This is a genomic window from Streptomyces sp. NPDC127068 (genome assembly GCF_042724695.1).
Taxonomy (GTDB): domain Bacteria; phylum Actinomycetota; class Actinomycetes; order Streptomycetales; family Streptomycetaceae; genus Streptomyces.
On sequence record NZ_JBHXEN010000047.1, the window covers coordinates 53,577 to 73,324 of the forward strand.

A 19,748-nucleotide genomic window follows, 5' to 3' on the forward strand; every position below is an offset into this window, starting at 1 on the left:
GGGGCGGCCACCTCTCGGGCTCGGATCAGGAACGGAATTCGGAGTCGATGAAGCGGAAGAGCTCCTCGGCGGTCGAGGGCGCCGACACCGGTCCCGCCCCGGAGCCGCTCCCGCTCCCGTTCCCGGAGTTCCCCGGCTGTCCGTCCGGGTGGGCGGACGGGTGGTGCGCGGACGGTTCGGGAGCCAGCCGGTCCAGCAGGTGGTCGGCGAGCGCGGTGGGGGTCGGGTGGTCGAAGACGAGGGTCGCGGGGAGCCGGAGCCCGGTCGCCCGGCCCAGTCGGTTGCGCAGTTCGACCGCGGTCAACGAGTCGAAGCCGAGCTCCTTGAAGCTCCGGCCGTCGGTACCGGCCTCGTCGCCCGGCGGGCGCCCCAGCACGGCGGTGACGTACTGGAGCACGGTGTCCGCCACGAGTTCCCGTCGTCGTGGCGGATCGACCGCGGCGATCCGCTCGGCGAGACCGCCCGCCGCGGGGCCGGACCCGGGCGCGCCGGTCCCGGGCCGCCCTCGGACCAGGGACCGCAGTACGGGGGCGAGGTCCGGGGTGTCGGCGAGGCGACCGGCGTCGATCCGGACGGCGACCGGTGCCGGGTCGCCCGCGGACAGCGCCGCGTCCAGCAGGGCGAGACCGCGGTCCGGGGTCAGCGGGAGGAGTCCCCCGCGGGCCAGGCGCGCCCGGTCAGTGCCGGACAGCGAGCCGGTCATGGCGCTGTCGGAGTGCCACAGTCCCCAGGCCACCGAGGTCGCCGGAAGACCGGCCCGGACCCGGGCGACGGCCAGGGCGTCCAGCTGGACGTTCGCCGCGGCGTACGCGCCCTGGCCGGCGCTGCCGACCAGGCCGGCGGCGGAGGAGAACAGGACGAACGCGGCGAGGTCGGCGTGTCGGGTCAGCCGGTGGAGGTTCCGGGCGCCGTCGGTCTTGGGGCGCAGCACCGCGTCGAGCCGCTGCGGGGTGAGGGTGCCGAGCGTGGCGTCGTCGAGGACGCCGGCGGCGTGCATCACCGCGGTGAGGGGGTGCCGCGGGGACACCTCGGCGAGGAGCCCGGCGACCGCGTCCGGGTCCGCGACGTCCACGGCGGCGGAGGTCACCTCGGCGCCCAGTGCGGCGAGTTCCCGGTGCAGCTGCCGGTCGGCTTCGGTGTGGGCGCCCCGGCGTCCGACGAGCAGCAGGTGGCGCGCGCCGTGCCGGTCGGCGAGGTGGCGGGCGACGAGGCGCCCGAGGCCGCCGTACGCCCCGGTGACGAGGACGGTGCCGTCCGGGTCCAGCGCCCGGGGGATGGTCAGGGCGACCTTGCCGGTGTGCCGGGCGAGGCTGAGGTGACGGAGGGCCTCCGGGGCCCGGGCGACGTCCCAGGCGGTGACCGGCAGCGGGGTGAGGACACCGGTCCGCAGCAGCTCGACGATCTCCGTGAGCATCTCCTGGATGCGGTCGGGGCCGGCGTCCAGCAGGTCGAAGGACTGGTATCCGACGCCGTGTTCGGCGCGGACCCGGAAGGCGCTGCGCAGGTCCGTCTTGCCCATTTCGACGAACTGTCCGTCGGGGACGAGCAGGGCGAGGGAGGCGTCCACGAACTCGCCGGCGAGGGAGTTCAGCACGATGTCCACGCCCCGGCCGTCGGTGGCCGCGCGCACCGCGGGGACGAACGACAGGTCACGGGAGTTCGCGAGGCGTTCCGGCGGGAGGCCCGCCTCGGTCGCGGCCTCCCATTTGCCGGGGCTCGCGGTGCCGAACACGTGCAGCCCCCAGTGGTGGGCGAGTTGGATCGCCGCGCCGCCGACGCCGCCGGCGGCCGAGTGCACCAGCAGCCATTGGCCGGGCCGGGCGTCGGCGAGGTCGCGCAGGGCGTAGTAGGCGGTGAGGAAGACGGCGGGCACGGTGGCGGCCTGCGCGAAGTCCAGCCCCTCGGGGACGGGCGCGAGCAGCCGCCGGTCGGTGACGGCGATCGGTCCGATGCCGCCGGGGACGAGCCCCGTCACCCGGTCGCCGGGCCGGAGGTCGGCCACCGAGTCGCCGGTGGCGAGCACGACGCCGGCCGCCTCGGTCCCGAGCTCGGCCTCGCCCGGGTACATGCCGAGGGCGAGCATGGCGTCACGGAAGTTCAGTCCGGCCGCCCGAACGGCGATCCGCACCTCGGTGGGCCCGAGGGGTTCCGGTGCCAGCGGACGGTGGACGAGGTCGTCGGCGACGCCGCTGCCGCCGGGGGCCAGTCGCCAGGGGCCGGCGGGGGCGGCGCCGAGTTCCGGACGGTAGGGGCGGAGCCGGGGCACCAGGACCTCGCCCTCGCGCAGGGCCAGTTGGGTTTCGCCGGTGGCGAGGGCAGTGGAGAGTTCGTCCGTGGAGGGGGCCCCGTCGAGCAGCACGACCCGCCCCGGTTCTTCGGCCTGCACGCTGCGGACCAGCCCCCACACCGCACCGCCGGCCGTCGCGGCCACCCCTTCCCCGGGGACCGCCTCGACGGCGTGCCGGGTGCGCACCACCAGTCGGGTCCCGTCCAGGCGGGGTTCGGCGAGGAGGGCGCGCAGGGTCTCGATCACCTCGCCGAGCGTGGCGCGCAGGCCCGCCGGGTCGTCGGTGCCGGCCACGGGCACCACCAGCGCCCGCGGGGACGGGTGCCCGTCGTCGAGTGCGGTGCGGACGGCGGTCAGCTCCGGGTGTGCCGCGGAACCCAGCTCCCAGTCGACCGTCGCCTCCGCGGGGCGGGGGTCGTCGTGCGCTTCCGGGGCGGCCGGACGCTCCCAGCGGACGGTGTGCAGCGGGTCCGCCCGCACGGGCTCGGCGGTGCGGAACACCACCGCGTCGACGTCCGCCACGGGCCTGCCGTCGACGGTCCGCAGGGACACCGACACGGTGTCCTCGCCCCCGCTCCGCAGGACGGCCCGTACCGCTTCCCCGTCCCCCACCTGGTGGTGGCGCCGGAAGCCGCGCCAGGTGAACGGGAGCCGCACCGCACCGTCGTCGGGGAACAGTCCGGCGACGGAGGCGGTGTGGAGGGCGGCGTCCAGCAGGGTCGGCGGGGTCCGGAAGGCGGGGCGCCCACCGGTGGGCAGCGGATCGAGGGACAGTTCGGCGTGCACCTCGGCGCCGGACCGGCGGGCGGCCCGCACCCCGCGGAACGCCGGCCCGTACTGGTAGCCGCGCAGGGCGAGGCCGTCGTACAGCTCCGTGACGTCGACGGCGACGCCGTCCGCCGCCGGCCACGGGGCGACCGCCGGCTGCGGCTCCCCGAGGGCGGTGGTCAGGGTGCCGACGGCGTGCGGGATCCAGGGGGCGCCGAGCGGGTCGTCGTCCGCGGGCACCGGGCGGGCGTGCACGGTGAGGGCGCGTGCTCCGTCGCGCTCCGGAGGTCCGACGCCCACCTGGATCTCCACGGCGCCGTCCGCGCCCCCGGCCGGGGAGTCCGGGGACAGCGTCAGGGGCTGTTGCAGGACCAGCTCCTCCAACGTGGTCGCGCCGACCAGTTCCCCCGCGAAGAGCGCGAGTTCCGCGAACACCGCACCGGGTACCAGGACGGTGCCGTCCACGGCGTGGTCGGCGAGCCAGGGCTGTGCGTCCGTGGCGAGCCGGCCGAGCAGCAGCACGGCGTCGGTGTCCGCGGTCCGGACGGCGCCGGTCAGCAGGGGGTGCCCCACCGGGCGGGCGCCGTCGCCGGGCACCGCCGGGGCAGCGTGCACGACCGGGTCGAGCCAGTGCCGTTGACGGTCGAAGGCGTAGGTGGGCAGCGGTGCCAGGCCCAGGGTGCGGGGCCCGGTGTGCGCGGTCCAGTCGACCGGGACGCCGTGCACCCACGCCTCGGCGACGGAGTGCAGCACCCGGTCGGGTCCGCCCTCGTCGCGGCGCAGGGTGCCGAGCACCGCCGGGGTGCCGCCGCTCCCTGGCGCGGCGTCGAGCACGTCCTGGACGCCGACGCCGACCACCGGGTGCGGGCTGATCTCGATGAAGACCTCGTGTCCGGCGTCCAGGGCGCTCTCGACGGCGGTGCGCAGCCGCACGGTCTCGCGGAGGTTGCGGTACCAGTACGCGGGCTGCCCGAAGTCCGGTGCGCCCGGCGGCACGGCGGCCCCGGTGACCGTCGAGTAGATGTCCGCGGCGAATCCGTCGGGTGGCGTCACCTCGGGGAGCACGGCGAGGAGTTCGGCCTCCAGGCGCTCCACCTGTGCGGAGTGCGAGGCGTAGTCGACGTCGATCAGTCGTACCCGTACGTCCAGGTCCACGAAGGCCCGTCGCACCTGTTCGACGGCCGCGACCTCGCCGGCCACGACGGTGGACCGGGGTCCGTTGACGGCGGCGACGCCCGCTGCCGCGCCGGACGCGACGAGCACGTCCCGTACGGTCGTTTCGTCGGCGGCGACCGACAGCATGGCGCCGCCGCCCGCCAGGGCGCGCAGGGACCTGCTCCGCAGTGCGGCGACCGCGGCCGATTCGCCCAGGGACAGGGCGCCGGCGGCGCAGGCCGCCGCGATCTCGCCCTGGGAGTGCCCGATGACGCCGGCCGGCCGCACGCCGAAGGACTCCCAGACCGCGGTGAGTCCGGTCATGGTGGCCCACAGCAGGGGTTGGACGACGTCCACCCGGCCGAGGTCGGCGTCGCCGGAGAGTGCCTTCACCAGCGACCAGCCGGTCAACGGGTCGAGGACTTCGGCGGCTTCGGCGATCCGGGTGGCGAACGCCGGTGACCGGTGCAGCAACTCCCGGGCCATGCCCGGCCACTGGGCGCCCTGACCCGGATAGAGGAAGACGGGTGCCCTGGTCGCGGGTGCGTGGCCGGACACCACGGACGGTGCCGGGGCGTCCTCGGCGACGGCGGTGAGCCCCGTCAGGGCCTGTGCGTGGTCCTCGGCGACGACGACCGCGCGGTGGGGGAACACGGTTCTGGTGTGGGCGAGTTCGGCGGCCACGGCCGGGAGTTCGACGGCCGGCAGCCCTTCCAGATGGGCCCGCAGCCGGCGGGCCTCGCCCCGGAGGGCGGCCGGCGACTTCGCGGAGAGGACCAGGACGACCGGGTCGTGCCCGGTCGGGGTGACGGGCGTCCGCCGGGGGTCGGGGGCCGGCGCCGACTCGGAGGCTTCCTCTGGCTCGTGGGTCGCCGGGGGTTCCTCGATGATGACGTGGGCGTTGGTGCCGCTCATGCCGAACGCGGACACCCCGAAACGGCGCGGACGTGCACCGGATGGCCAGGGGGTGTTCTCGGTGAGCAGGGCGAGCCCTCCGCGCTCCCAGTCCACGTGTCGGGTGGGTGCGTCGAGGTGCAGGGTACGGGGCAGGGTGTGCCGCTCCAGTGCCTGGACCATCTTGATGATGCCGCCGACCCCGGCCGCGGCCTGGGTGTGCCCGATGTTCGACTTCAACGAGCCGAGCCACAGCGGGGCATCGGCCGGGCGGCCCCTCCCGTAGGCGTCGAGGAGGGCCCCGGCCTCGACCGGGTCGCCGAGGGTGGTGCCCGTGCCGTGGGCCTCCACGGCGTCGACGTCGGCGGGTGCCAACCGGGCGTTGTCCAGGGCCGCCTCGATCACCCGTTGCTGGGCGGGGCCGTTGGGGGCGGTCAGTCCGTTGCTGGCGCCGTCCTGGTTGGTCGCCGAGCCCCGCACCACGGCGAGCACGGGATGGCGGTGGCGGCGCGCGTCGGACAGGCGTTCCACCAGGAGCAGCCCCACGCCCTCGCTGAAACCGGTGCCGTCCGCGGCGTCGGCGAAGGCGCGGCAGCGACCGTCCGGGGAGAGTCCGCGCTGTCGGCTGAACTCCACGAAGGTGGCGGGCGTGGCCATCAGGGTGGCGCCGCCCACCAGCGCGAGGTCGCACTCCCCGGCGCGCAGCGCACCGGCCGCCAGGTGCAGCGCGACCAGGGAGGAGGAGCAGGCGGTGTCCACGGTGACGGCCGGGCCCTCCAGGCCGTAGGTGTAGGCGATCCGACCGGAGGCGACGCTGCCGGCGCTGCCGGTGCCCAGGTAGCCGCCGTGCTCCCGGGGGTCGGCCTGGACCCGGCCGCCGTACTCGGTGTAGATCAGGCCCACGTAGACGCCGGTGCGGGAGCCGCGCAGCGAGGTGGGGTCGATGCCGGCCCGTTGGAACGCCTCCCAGGAGGTCTCCAGGAGCAGCCGTTGTTGCGGGTCGGTGGCCCGGGCCTCCCGGGGGCTCAGCTCGAAGAAGTCGGCGTCGAAATCGGCCGCGTCGTGGAGGAAGCCGCCGTGCCGGGCGTACGAGGTGCCGGGGTGGTCGGGGTCGTCGTCGAAGAGGCCGTCGAGGGCCCAGCCCCGGTCGTCGGGGAAGCTGCCGATGGCGTCGCCGCCGTCCTCCAGGAGCTGCCAGAGCTGCTCGGGCGTGCTGACTCCGCCGGGGTAACGGCAGCTCATCGAGACGATGACGACCGGGTCGTCCTCGGTGCCGCCGGTGGTGGTCGCCGGGGAGGCGGTGCGGCGCCCGGTGGTGGTCGGGGTGCCGGCGGCGAGGTGGTGGGCGAGGGCGCGCGGCGTGGGGTGGTCGAAGACCAGGGTGGTGGGGAGCCGGCGTCCCGTCACCTTGGCCAGGTGGTCGCGCAGTTGCACGGCCGTCATCGAGTCGAGGCCGAGGTCACGGAAGGGCCGGTCGGGGTCGACGTCCCGCGGCGAGTCGTACGCCAGGATGCCGGCGACGGCCCGGGTGACCGTCTTCAGCAGGTCCTCGGGGTCGCGGGCCGTCGCGGGCGCCGCCTCGGCGGGCGGGGCGACGCTCAGCCGCCGGGCGGGGGTGGTCGCGGGCTGCGGGAGGGGGCCGTCCAGGGTGCGGAGCCGGATCTCGCCCACGGTGAGCACGACCCGTCCGTCGGCGTCGGTGGCGGTGACCGACAGGGCTGCGGACCCGTGCCGGGTGACGCGCACCCCGGTGACCGGCACGCCCGGCAGATGGGCCCGGACGTCCGTCCAGACGAAGGGCAGGGTGACGGTGTCCGGCTCGGTGGCGGGGCGGTCCAGGAACGCCGCTTGGAGTGCCGCGTCCAGTTCGGCGGGGTGGACGGCGTACCCCGTGGCCCCCGCCGTGGACGGCGACCCGGAGTGTCGGGGTCCGGGGGCGACGTCGGCGAGGACGGTGGTGCCGTCGCTGCGGGCCGTGCGCACGGAGCGCAGTACGGGTGCGTAGTGCACGCCCAGGGCCTCCAGGGCGTCGTACCCCGCGGCCACGTCGAGGAGTTCGCCGTCGTCGGGTCCGTCCCGTTCGGGCTCGGGTGTGGGGGGTCCGTCCGCGGTCAACCGTCCGGTGGCGTGCAGCAGCCAGGGGTCCCCGTCGTCCCGCCGGGAGTGCACGGTGACGGTCGCCTCGTCGTCGTCCTGCGCCTGCACCGCCACCTGGAGCCGGACGGGCCCGTCGGAGGGGACGTCGACGGGGGCGAGCAGGGTCAGCTCCCGTACGCGGGGCAGGCCGACTCGCTGTCCGGCCGCGAGCGCCAGTTCGGCGAGTGCGCTCGCCACCAGGAGGGTGCGGTCGCCGAGTCGATGGGCGCGGGCCCAGTGCGCGGCGCCGGCAGGAACCGCCCCGGAGAACAACACCCCCTGCCCGTCGGCGCGTTCGACGGCGACGCCGAGCAGCGGATGCCCGCCGGCCGCGGGGGCGTACGGGGTGCCGCCGACGGTTCGGGTGTCGAGCCAGTAGCGCCGCTCCTGGAACGCGTAGGTCGGCAAGGCCACGGTGCGGGCACCGGGTGGTTCCGGCCACCGCACGGCGACCCCGGTCACGTACGCCTGGGCCGCGGCGGTGAGGAGCTGCTCGACTCCCCCCTGGTCACGGCGGAGGGTCGCGGTGGCGTGCGCCTCGACGTCCGCGGCCTCGAAGGTGTCCTGGAGGGCGGTGACCAGCACCGGGTGGGCGCTGACCTCCAGGAAGTGACGGTGCCCCGCGTCCAGCAGGCCCCGCACGGTGTCGGCGAGCAGGACCGGTTCGCGCAGGTTCGCGTACCAGTAGCCGGCGTCCAGGGCCGTGGTGTCGCTCGCCGAGGTCGCGGCGGTCACCGTGGAGTGGAAGGGCACGGCGGCGGGGCGGGGGCGCAGCCCGGCGAACTCGGCGAGCAGGGCGGGCCGCAGGGACTCCACCGCGGGCGAGTGCGAGGCGTAGTCGACGGGGATGCGGCGCGCCCGCAGCCCTTCCGCCTGCACCGCGGAGACGAACGCGGCGACGGCGTCGTCCGCTCCGGAGACGACGGTGCTGCGGGGGCCGTTGACCGCGGCGATCCCGAGGTCCGCACGGCCCTGGCGTCCGCCGAGGCGTTGCTCCACCTCGTCGGCGGGCAGCTCGACCGAGGCCATCGTCCCGGTCCCGGCGAGGACCGACAGTGCTTTGCTGCGCCGGGCGACCAGGGCGGCGGCGTCATCGAGGTCGAGGGCACCGGCGACGTAGGCGGCGGCGATCTCCCCCTGCGAGTGGCCGACGACGGCGGCCGGTTCCACTCCGAGGGAGCGCCAGGCAGCGGCGAGCGAGACCATGACGGCGAAGAGGGCGGGTTGGACGACGTCGACGCGGTCGAACGCGTGGGCGTCGTCCCGGGCCACCACATCCAGCAGGTCCCAGTCGGTGTGCGGGGCCAACGCCGCTGCGCAACGCGTCAGTTCGGCTCGGAAGGGCTCGGAGGAGGCGAGCAGTTCCCGGGCCATGCCCGCCCATTGGGAGCCTTGGCCGGGGAAGACGAAGACCGGTCGTACGGGGCCCGTCGACTCGCCGCGTGCGGTGCGGCGCGAGGGCACGTCGTCGGTGAGGGCGGTGAGGGCGCGGGTGAAGTCCTCCGGGGTGCGGCCGACGGCGACCGCGCGGTGCGGCAGGGCGGCGCGGCCGGTGCGCAGGGTGTGGGCCACGTCGAGCGGGGACAGGTCGGGGTGGTCCGTGAGGTGGTCGCGCAGCCGGGTGAGCTGCTCGTCCAGGGCCCGTGCGTCGTGGCCGGACAGCAGCCAGGCGACGGGGGTGTCCGCCGGGTCCGGTGCGGTGTCGTCGGGGGCGGGGGGTGCGGGGGCCGGTGGGGCTTCGACGACGATGTGGGCGTTGGTGCCGCTGATCCCGAAGGAGGACACCGCGGCCCGGCGCGGCCGGTCGCGGTCGGGCCAGGGCCGTTCCGCGGTGAGCAGGGCGACTCCGCTGTCCTCCCAGGCCACGTGCGGGGACGGCGTGTCGATGTGCAGGCTGGCCGGCAACACCCCGTGGCGCATGGCCTGGACCATCTTGATGAGGCCGCCGACGCCGGCCGCGGCCTGGGTGTGCCCGATGTTCGACTTCAGCGAGCCGAGCCACAGCGGGTCGTCAGCGGGGCGGCCCCTGCCGTACGTGGCGATGAGGGCGGACGCCTCGACGGGGTCGCCGAGCCCGGTTCCGGTGCCGTGTCCCTCGACGGCGTCCACCTCGGCCGGCCCGAGTCCCGCGTCGGCGAGGGCGGCCCTGACGACGCGCTGTTGGGCGGAGCCGTTGGGGGCGGAGAGCTGGGTGCTGGCGCCGTCGGAGTTGACGGCGCTGCCGCGCAGGACGGCGAGCACGGGGTGCCCGGCGGCGACCGCGTCGGAGAGGCGTTCGACGAGGACGAGGCCGGCGCCCTCGGCCCACCCGGTGCCGTCCGCGCCGGCTGCGTACGCCTTGCAGCGGCCGTCCGGGGAGAGTCCGCGCTGCCGGCTGAACTCCACGAACGTGGCGGGGGTCGCCATCACGGTGGCGCCGCCGGCCAGCGCCATCCGGCAGTCGCCGCGGCGCACCGCCTGCGCGGCGTAGTGCAGGGCGACGAGGGAGGAGGAGCAGGCCGTGTCGACGGTGACGGCGGGGCCTTCGAGTCCGAAGGCGTAGGCCACCCGGCCGGAGGCGATGCTGCCGGCGCTGCCGGTGCCGATGAACCCTTCGAAGCCCTCGGGCGCCCGGGTGTGGCGGGAGCCGTAGTCGCCGTACATGACGCCGGCGAAGACGCCGACGGGCTGCCCCGACAGGGACCGCGGGTCGATGCCGGCGCGCTCGAACGCCTCCCAGGCGGTCTGGAGCAGCAGCCGTTGCTGCGGGTCGATGGTGAAGGCCTCGCGGGGGCTGATGCCGAACAGGGCGGCGTCGAAGTCGGCGGCGTCGTGGAGGAAACCTCCCTGGTCGGTGTAGGTGGTGCCCTCCTTCGCCGGGTCGGGGTCGAGGAGTCCGTCGAGCGGCCAGCCCCGGTCGTCGGGGAACGGCCCGATGGCGTCGGTGCCCGCGGCCACGAGTCGCCACAGGTCTTCGGGCGAGCGCACGCCGCCGGGGTAGCGGCACGCCATGCCGACGATCGCCAGGGGTTCCCCGGCGGCCCGCTCGACCTCTTCGAGGCGCGCCCGGGCACGCAGCAGGTCGGCGGTGGTGCGTCTGAGGTAGTCGCGGAGCCTGTCTTCGTTCGCCATCGCTACACCGCTCTCCGAAGGTCGGTCAGTGTTCGAGTTCTCGGTCCAGCAGCCCGAAGAGGTCGTCGTCGGAAGCTGAATCCATGCCAAAGGCGGCCGGGTCGGTGGCCTTCCCCGCGGGGTCGGCGAGCCGTCCCAGGGCGGTTTCCAAGGCCACGACGAGTGCGGCGCGTTGCTCGTCGTCGGGGGTGAGTCCGGCCGCCGATTCCACCCAGTCGCCGAGGGCGGACGCGTCGAAGACGGTCGACGGGGCGGCGCTGAGGGCGCTGAGGTGGTCGGTGAGGGCGCGGACGGTGGGGTGGTCGAAGAGCACCGTGGCGGGGAGCCGTTCGCCGAGTTCGGTGCCGAGTCGGTTGCGCAGTTCGATGGCGGTGAGGGAGTCGAGCCCCAGGTCGAACAGGCCCCGGTCATCGGGTACGTGGGCGGATTTCGGCAGGCCGAGGACTTCGGCGACGGCGCCGGTGACGGTGGACCGGACCAGGGCGCGGGCGGCGTCGGTGTCCAGCCCGGCCACCCGGGCGGCCAGCGGGAGGTGGGGGGTGCGGACGGCGGCGGGCCGGGGCGGGAGCAGTTCGGCCAGGAGCTCCGGCGGGGCTTCCGGGCGCCGGGCGAGTGCCGCCGGGTCGAACCGGGCGGGCACCAGCAGGGCGGGGGCGTCGTCGCCGAGGCCGAGCGCAGTGTCGAGCAGGGCGAGGCCGTCGGCCGTGGACAGGGCACGGATGCCGAGCCGTTCGATCCTGGCCCGGGCGGCGGCGTCGAGCGAGGCCGCCATCCCGCCGGAGCTGTCGGCGTTCGCGGATTTCCCGGCGTTCCCTGTGGCCGCGGTGGCCCCGGCGGCATCCGCGGCATCGGCGGCATCGGCGGCATCGGCGGTATCGGTGTCCCACAGGCCCCAGGCCAGGGAGGTGCCGGGGCGGCCGGCGGCGGTGCGTCGCTGGGCGAGGGCGTCCAGATGGGCGTTGGCCGCGGCGTAGCCGGCCTGCCCGGCGTTCCCGAGGACCCCGGCGACGGAGGAGAACAGCACGAACGCGGTGAGCGGCGCGTCCGCGGTGGCCCGGTCGAGTTGGGTGGCGGCGTCGACCTTGGGACGCAGCACCCGGTCCAAGCGCTCGTCGGTGAGGTGGTCGAGCACGGCGTCGTCGAGGGTCCCGGCCGCGTGGAGCACGGCGGTCAGCGGGTGCGCGGGGTCGACGGCGGCGACGAGGGCGTCGACGGCGGGTCCGTCGGCGAGGTCGCAGGCGGCGGCCCGCACCCGGGTCGTGCCGCGGGACCGCAGTTCTTCGGCCAGGTCGCGCAGGGCGGGGTCGGTGTCGCCGCGCCGGCTCACCAGGAGCAGGTGCCGGACGCCGTGGTGTTCGGTGAGGTGTCGGGCCACGGCGGAGCCGAGTGCGCCGCCGGCTCCGGTGACCAGGACCGTGCCGTCCCCGAACCGTGGGGTCGCGCCGGTCCGTGGGGCGAGCGGGACCAGCCGGGGTGTCAGGGCGCGCCCCCGGCGCAGCGCGAGTTGGCCGGGACGGGCGGCGACGGCGCGCGGGAGCAGGGCGAGGGAGTCGTCGTGCCCGTCGGTGTCGATGAGGCTGAGGCGCCCCGGGTGTTCGTACTGGGCCGAGCGGACCAGGCCCCACAGCGGCGCCTGGGTGAGTCCGGGGAGCTCTTCCGTGCCGTCGACCGCGACGGCACCTCGGGTCAGGACGACCAGGTGGGTGCGTTCGGGGAGGGTGAGGATCAGGTCCCGCACGGTCTTCAGGTTCCGGCGTGCGTCGTCCTCGGCGACGACGGCGAGCACGGTGTCCTCGCTGCCGTCCGGCGCGTCGACCACGGGGAACGGCAGGGGGGCCGCGGTGTCGGTTCCGCGGACGACGGCGACGACCGTGGCGTCGTGCGGGGCGGTGTCGAGCGGTCGGGTGCGCCAGACCACCTGGTGCAGGAGGCCGGCGCCGTCGCGTCGGGTGCGCAGGGCGGTGCTGGGCACCGGGCGCAGCAGGACCTCGTCGACGGTGAGTACGGGACGGCCGCGGTCGTCGGCGACGTCCAGGGCGAACGCGGATGCCGAGGTCCGTCGGATGCGTACCCGCAGCGGTCCGGACGGGGTGCGGTGCAGTCGGATGCCGCGCCAGCCGTGGGGGACGTCGATCCGGGGACCGTCGGGGTCGGTGGGTGCCCCGTCCGGGTTCCGCAGGGCGGCGGCGAGCCAGGGGTGCAGGGTGGCGTCGAGCTGGGCGGGGACCGGGGTCGTGCCGGTGTCCACCTCCGCGTAGAGGGTGTCGTCCTCGGTCCACAGGGCGCGCAGGCCCCGGAAGGCGGGCCCGTACGCGTAGCCGTGCTCCGCGAACTCGGCGTACACGTCCCCGAGTCGTACGCCGTGCGCGGTTGTCGGGCGGTCTCCGGTCCAGGGGGGAGGGGGCGGGGTGGTGTCGAGGGCGGCCTCGGCGTGCAGGGTCCACGGGGTGTCCTTGCCGGCCCGGGCGTGGACGCGGACGCCGTGGCCCTCGACGGTGACCCGTAGGTGTACCGGGGCGGGTCCGTCGACGAGGAGCGGTGCGTGCAGGGTGAGTTCGGCGACCGTGTCGGCGTCGTGCCGGGGGGCGAGTCGGGCGATCAGGTCGAGGAGCGCGGTGGCGGGCAGTACGGGGGTGCCGTGCAGTGCGTGGTCGGCGAGCCAGGGGTCCCGGTGCGGGGAGAGGACGCCGGTGTACACGGTGCGTTCGCCGTCGGGGTCGGTGATCGCGGCCGACAGCAGCGGGTGGTCGGGGTCGTCGGCGCCGATGCCCGTCGCGGTGGTGGTGCCGCCGGGCGGGGGCGCCAGCCACAGGCGTTCCCGTGCGAACGGGTACGTGGGCAGCGGGACGGTCACGGCGCCGGGTCCGAGCAGCGCCGGCCAGTCCCAGTCGACGCCGGCGACATGGGCCGCGGCGACGAACGACCAGAGGGCGAACAGGTCCTCCCGTTTGCGGTCGAGCGTGGCGACGGCGGTGGTGTCGTCGCCGAGGTCGCACTGGTCGGCCATCGCGGTGAGGGCGGCGTCCGGGCCGATCTCCAGGAAGCGGGTCGCGCCCAGGGCGCGCAGCCGGTGGAGGGCGTCCGCGAACCGGACGGTGCCGCGGACCTGGTCGACCCAGTGCGCCGGGGAGCCGAGGGCGGGGGCGTCGGTCTCGCGCCCGGTGAGCGTGGAGACGACGGTGGTGTGGGGTGCGGTGGCCCGCAGTCCGTGCAGCGAGGCGCGGAACGTGTCGAGCATCGGGTCCATGTGGGCGGAGTGGAAGGCGTGGCTGACGGGGAGCCGTTTGGTGCGGTGGCCGTGGGCGGCGAGCGATTCCAGGACGTCCCCGAGCGGCTCCGGGTCCCCGGACAGGACCAGCGAGCCAGGTGCGTTGACGGCGGCGACGTCCACCCGGCCGTCGGTGCCGGCCAGGGCCGTTTCGACGGTGTCGAGGTCCGCTTGGACGGCGGCCATCCGTCCGCCGCCGGGCAGTCGCCCCATGAGTCGGCTGCGGGTGACCACGAGGTGTGCGGCGGCGGCGAGGTCCAGGGCGCCGGCGAGGTGCGCGGCGGTGATCTCGCCGAGGGAGTGGCCGGCGAGCAGCGGCGCGGACAGGCCCCAACTGGCGAACAGCCGGAACAGGGCGACTTCCAGGGCGAACAGCGCGGGTTGGGTGTTCTGGGTGAGGTCCAGATCGACGGCGGGGTCGGTGGCAGGGTCGGCGTCCACGGCCGCGCGAACGTCGGGGCCGCCGGCCGCGCGCACGGCTTCGGCGACCTCGTCGAAGGCGCTGGCGTACGCCGGGAACGCCCGGTGCAACGCGGTGCCCATGCCGGTGCGTTGGCTGCCCTGTCCGGTGAACAGCAGGGCCGTTTCGCCGCGGACCGGGGCGCCGGCGACGACTGCGGGGAAGGTGCCGAGGTCGGGCCTCGTACCGGCGGCGACGTGGTCGAGGCCGGTGAGCAGTTCGGTCAGGTCGCGGCCGAGGACCACGGCCCGCCGTTCGAAGCCGGTCCGGGTGGTCGCCAGGGACAACGCCACGTCGACGGGGCGCGGTCCGGGTTCGTGACGGACCCGTCGGGCCAGCCGGGCGGCCTGTTCCCGCAGCCCCTCGTCGGTGCGGGCGCTGAGTACCCACGGCACGACCCGTGCGTCCCTGTTGCTGTCGCCGTCCCGGGAGGGCTGCGGTTCGGGGGCGGCCGGCTCCTCGCCCTGTTCCAGGATCACATGGGCGTTGGTGCCGCCGATGCCGAACGAGGACACGGCGGCCCGCCGCGGCCCGCCGCCCTCGGGCCAGGCGGTGGTGCGGGCGGGCACGCGCACGGCGCCGCGCGTCCAGTCGACGTGTTCGGAGAGCCGGTCCAGGTGGAGGGTGCCGGGCACCTCGCCGTGCCGCATGGCGAGGACCACCTTGATGATGCCGGCCACCCCGGCGGCGGCCTGGGTGTGCCCGAGGTTGGACTTGACGGAGCCCATCAGCAGGGGCCCGCGGGGGCCGCGCTCGCTGCCGTAGGTGTGCAGGACGGCGCCCGCTTCGATGGGGTCGCCGAGCCGGGTCCCGGTGCCGTGCGCCTCCAGGACGTCGACGTCCCGGGGACGTAGCCCCGCGGTGTCGAGGGCGCTGCGGATGACGCGTTCCTGGGCCGTGCCGTTGGGTGCGGTGAGTCCGTTGCTGGCGCCGTCCTGGTTGACGGCCGAGCCGCGCAGCACGGCGAGGACCCGGTGGCCGGCGCGGCGGGCGTCGCTGAGCCGTTCCAGGACGAGGAGCCCCGCGCCCTCCGCCCAGGCGGTGCCGTCCGCCCGCGCGGAGAAGGGCTTGCAGCGGCCGTCGGGGGCGAGGCCGCGTTGTCGACTGAACTCGACGAAGGTGGCCGGGCTGGCCATCACGGTGGCCCCGCCGGCGAGGGCGAGGGAGCATTCGCCGAGCCGCAGGGCCTGGGCGGCCTGGTGCACCGCCACCAGCGAGGAGGAGCAGGCCGTGTCGACGGTGACCGCGGGGCCCTCCAGGCCCAGGGTGTACGAGACCCGCCCGGAGGCGACGCTGCCGGCGCTGCCGCTGACGAGGTACCCCTCCAGGTCGGGGGCGGCTCCGCGGTGTTGGTGGAGGCGGGCGCCGTAGTCGGCGTACATGAGGCCGACGAAGACGCCGCTGTCGGTGCCGCGCAGCCGCGTCGGGTCGATGCCTGCGTCCTCGACGGCCTCCCACGCGGTCTGGAGCAGCAGCCGTTGCTGCGGGTCGACCGCGAGGGCCTCGCGGTGGCTGATGCCGAAGAAGCCGGGGTCGAACTCGGCCGCGTCGTGGAGGAAGCCGCCGTGCCGGGCGTACGAGGTGCCGGGGTGCTCCGGGTCGGGGTCGAAGAGGTCGGGGTCCCAGCCGCGGTCCGTGGGGAACTCGGTGATCGCGTCGGTACCGGAGGCGAGCAGCCGCCACAGGTCGTCGGGGGTGCGGACGCCGCCGGGGAACCGGCAGGCCATGCCGACGATCGCGATCGCCTCCTCGGCCGGGTCGGGCGCGGGGGTGCCGGGCCCGGGGTGCGAGGGGGCGGCGGGATCGGTGACGTCCGTGGTGAGCGTCTTGGTGTGGTGGATCAGGGCGGCGGGGTTGGGGTGGTCGAAGACGACCGTCGCGGGGAGGTCCAGACCGAGGCCGGTGTTGATCCGGTTGCGTAGCTCCACGGCGGTCAGGGAGTCGAAGCCGAGGTCGATGAAGGCGCGTTCGGGGTCGACGGTGGTGCCCGCCGGGTGACCGAGGACCTCGGCGACGGCGTCGAGCACGACCCGGGTGACGTCCGGCCCCGTGCCCCGGCCGACCGGGGCCGCCGTCCGCACGGCGCCGGGTCGGCGGGGCGGGGCGGTGGCCCGGGGGTCGAGGCCGGCGGCGGTCACCGTGGTCAGGTCGCGCCGCAGGGCCCGGTCGAGCAGGGCGAGGGCGGCTTCGGGCGGCACGGGGCGGATGCCGGCGCGGGCGAGGCGGGCGAGGTCCCGTTCGGCGAGTTCGCCGGCGAGACCGCCCTCGGTGTCCCACAGGCCCCAGTGGACGGTGAGCGCCCTGCGCCCGGCCTGTCGGCGGGCGTGCGCGACGGCGTCGAGGGCGGCGTTGGCGGCGCCGTAGCTGCCCTGCCCGGCGGTGCCGAGGACCGCGGCCACGGAACCGAAGAGCACGAACGCGTCCAGTTCGGTGCCCCGGGTCAGCTCGTCCAGGTGGCGCGCGGCCACCGCCTTCGGGGCGAGGACCCGGGCGAGTGCCTGCGGGGCGAGCCGCGCGGCGACGGTGTCCTCGGCGATCCCGGCGGTGTGCACGACGGCGGCGAGGGGGCCGTCCAGCGTGTCGAGCAGGGCGCTGAGGGCCGTCCGGTCGCCGAGGTCGCAGGCGCGGACGTCGACCCGGGCGCCGAGCGCGGTCAGTTCGGCCACGGCCGCCGGGGCGTCGGGGTGGTCGGGGCCGCGCCGGGAGACCAGGAGCAGTCGGCGGGCGCCGTGGTGGGTGACGAGGTGACGGGCGGTCAGCCGGCCGAGCGTGCCGGTGCCTCCGGTGACCAGGACCACGCCACCCGCACTGCTCAACGGCCAGGTCCCGGACGGGGGCGCGTCGGGGTCCTGGGCGCCCCCCGGTGCCGGGTCGGCGTCCGGCACCGGGGTGGCGTCCGGCAAGGGGGTCAGCCGGGGTACGTGCACCGTGCCGTCGCGCACCGCCGCCTGCGGCCAGCGGGCGGCCACCGCGGCGAGCAGGGCGTCGTCGTGGGTGCCGTCGGTGTCGACCAGGGCGAAGCGGCCCGGATGTTCGGCCTGCACGGCACGGACGAGTCCCCAGACCGCGGCGGTGCCCGCGGTGACCTGCTCCCCTTCCGTGAGGGCCAGTCCGCGGGTGACGACCACCAGCGGGGCGGGCGCGTCGGCCGCGAGCCGTGCCACGACCGCCGCCCGTACGGCTTCGGCGGCCGGCAGCGGATCGCCCCGTTCCGCGGTCGCCGCCTCGGGCAGGACGAGGACGTCGGGCACCGCGGACGGCTCGGCAGGGGCAGGCTCGGCGTCGAGGGGCTCGGTGGCGGGCTCCCAGTCCGTCCGGTACAGCTCCGCTCCGGCGGGCAGCGGTCGCAGCGCGAGACGTTCGACGGTGAGCACGGGCTCGCCGTCCGCGGTCGTGAGGTCGAGGCGGTACGTGTCGGGGCCCACGGGTGCCAGGCGCGCCGTCACCCGGGTCGCACCGCGCCGGTGCAGCCGTATCCCGTCGAGGGCGTACGGGACGAGCCGCGGTCCGCCGTGCGCGTGCAGCGGCAGGACGTGCAGGGCGGCGTCCAGCAGCACCGGGTGGAGGCCGAACCGGTCGGCGCCCCGTACCGTCGACGGGGTCTGCGCCTCGGCCCGCAGGTGGTCGCCGGCACGGCTGGCGAGGGTCAGTCCCTGGAAGGCCGGGCCGTACCCGTACCCGGACCCGTCGAGCAGGTGGTAGGTCGCCGTGCGGTCGCCCGGGTCGATGCGGACGACCGGGGCGGGGTCCGGTTCTTCGGGCACCGGTGCGGCGGGGACGGCCGTGTCGGTGAGGACGGCGGTGGCGTGCACGGTCCAGGTGCCGTCGGCGTCCCTGGCCCGGACGGCGAGTTCGCCCTCGGCGTCGACGCTCACCTGGAGCGGGACGTCCGCGGTGGTGGTCAGCTCCAGCGGGGCCCGGACCAGCAGGTCGCGGAGTGCGGGGCGGTCCAGGGCCTCGCCCGCCGCCAGGGCGAGTTCCAGGAACGCCGCGGCCGGGACCAGGGTCCGCCCGTCGATGCGGTGCTCGGACAGCCACGGTTGCCGTCGCGGGGCCAGGGCCCCGGTGAACAGCACGCTTCCGTCCGGGAGTTCGGTCGATCCGGCGAGCAGCGGATGAGGGCTCGCCCGCAACCCGAACGCCTCGGCGCTGCCCTCCTCTTCCGGTGCGTCGAGCCAGTAGCGGCGGGTCTCGAAGGGGTACCCGGGGAGGTCGACCAGACGGGCGCCGACGAGGTCCGCGGTGCGGTCGACCTCGATGCCCGCGACCTGGAGCCGGTTCAACGCCGTTCGTACGGTGTCCCGTTCGGGCTTGCCTGGCCGGAGGAAGGGGACGGTGACGAGGTCGTCGGCCGGCCCGGTCCGCCCGGCCTCTGCGGCGAGGGCGGCCAGGGTGCCGTCGGGGCCGAGTTCCACGAAGCGGGTGACGCCGAGCGCGACCGCGGTGCGTACCGCGTCCGCGAACCGTACGGGGTGTCGGAGCTGCCGTACCCAGTACTCCGGGGTGGACAGCTCCCGCGCATCGGCGAGGGCTCCGGTGACGGTGGAGATCACGGGGGTGTCGGCGGTGTGGAAGGTCAACGGGGCGAGCGCCGCGCGGAACTCGTCGAGCACGTCGTCCATGTGCGCGGTGTGGAAGGCGTGGCTGACCTTGAGCCGGGACGCCTTGCGGCCGGCTTCCTTCCAGTGCCGCACCAACCGGTCCACGGCGTCCGCTTCCCCGGCGAGCACCACGGATCCGGGCCCGTTGACGGCGGCCAGTTCGACCGCGCCGCCCGTCGACGCCAGCAGTTCGGCCGCCTGTTCCTCCGTGGCGGCGAGGGCCGCCATCGCCCCGCCCGGACGTGCGGACTGCATCAGCCGTCCGCGGGCGGCGACCAGGGCGCAGGCGTCGGGCAGGTCGAGGACCCCGGCCAGGTGGGCGGCGGCCACCTCGCCCACGGAGTGCCCCAGGACGAAGTCGGGCCGTAGGCCGTACGACTCGGCGAGACGGTGCAGCGCCACTTCCACGGCGAACAGCGCGGGTTGGGCGTGCCGCGTCTCGCGCAGCACCTCGGCGTTCCCGGTGAGCAGGGCGCGCAGCCCGAGGTCCAGCAGCGGATCGAGGTGGCTGGCGACGGCGTCGAAGGCCGCGGCGTACACCGGGGAACGGTCGAGGAGTTCGCTGCCCATGCCGATGCGTTGGGCGCCCTGCCCGGAGAAGAGGAACGCCGACCGCGCGTCGGGGGCGGCCCGTCCGACGACCGCCCGCGGGTGCCGCCGGCCGTCGCGCACCGCGCCGAGCGCGGCCAGCACGTCCGGGTCGGCGTCGATGACCGCCCGGTGCGCGAACCGGGCCCTGCGGTCGAGGGTGTGGGCGACGTCGACGGGTCGGAGCGTCGGGTTCGCCGCGAGGGCGTCGTGGAGTGCGGCGGCCTGGGCCCGGAGCGCGGTGGCGGTCTTGGCGCTCAGCAGGAACGGTACGGGCGACGACGGGTCGGGGTGGTCCGTACCGGGGTCACCGGTGTCCACCGGCAGCGTGCTGACCGCGTCGTCTGTGGGTGCTTGTTCGAGGATGACGTGGCTGTTGGTCCCGCTGATCCCGAACGACGACACCCCCGCCCGCCGCGGCCTCCCCCGATCCGGCCACACCCGCGACTCCCCCAACAACTCCACACCCGAACCCACCCA

General features: G+C 76.0%; 2 protein-coding genes. Both read right to left on the reverse strand.

Annotation, left to right across the window (positions count from 1 at the left end; genetic code table 11):
• Positions 1-25: 25 nt before the first annotated feature.
• A complete protein-coding gene (locus ACFWIA_RS26280) occupies positions 26-10,351 on the reverse strand; it encodes an SDR family NAD(P)-dependent oxidoreductase (protein ID WP_387009164.1) in 10,326 nt (3,441 codons plus the stop codon).
• A 25-nt stretch (positions 10,352-10,376) separates the two neighbouring features.
• Positions 10,377-19,745, reverse strand: coding sequence for an SDR family NAD(P)-dependent oxidoreductase (locus ACFWIA_RS26285; RefSeq protein WP_387009166.1), 9,369 nt, complete (start codon positions 19,743-19,745; stop codon positions 10,377-10,379).
• Positions 19,746-19,748 lie beyond the last annotated feature (3 nt).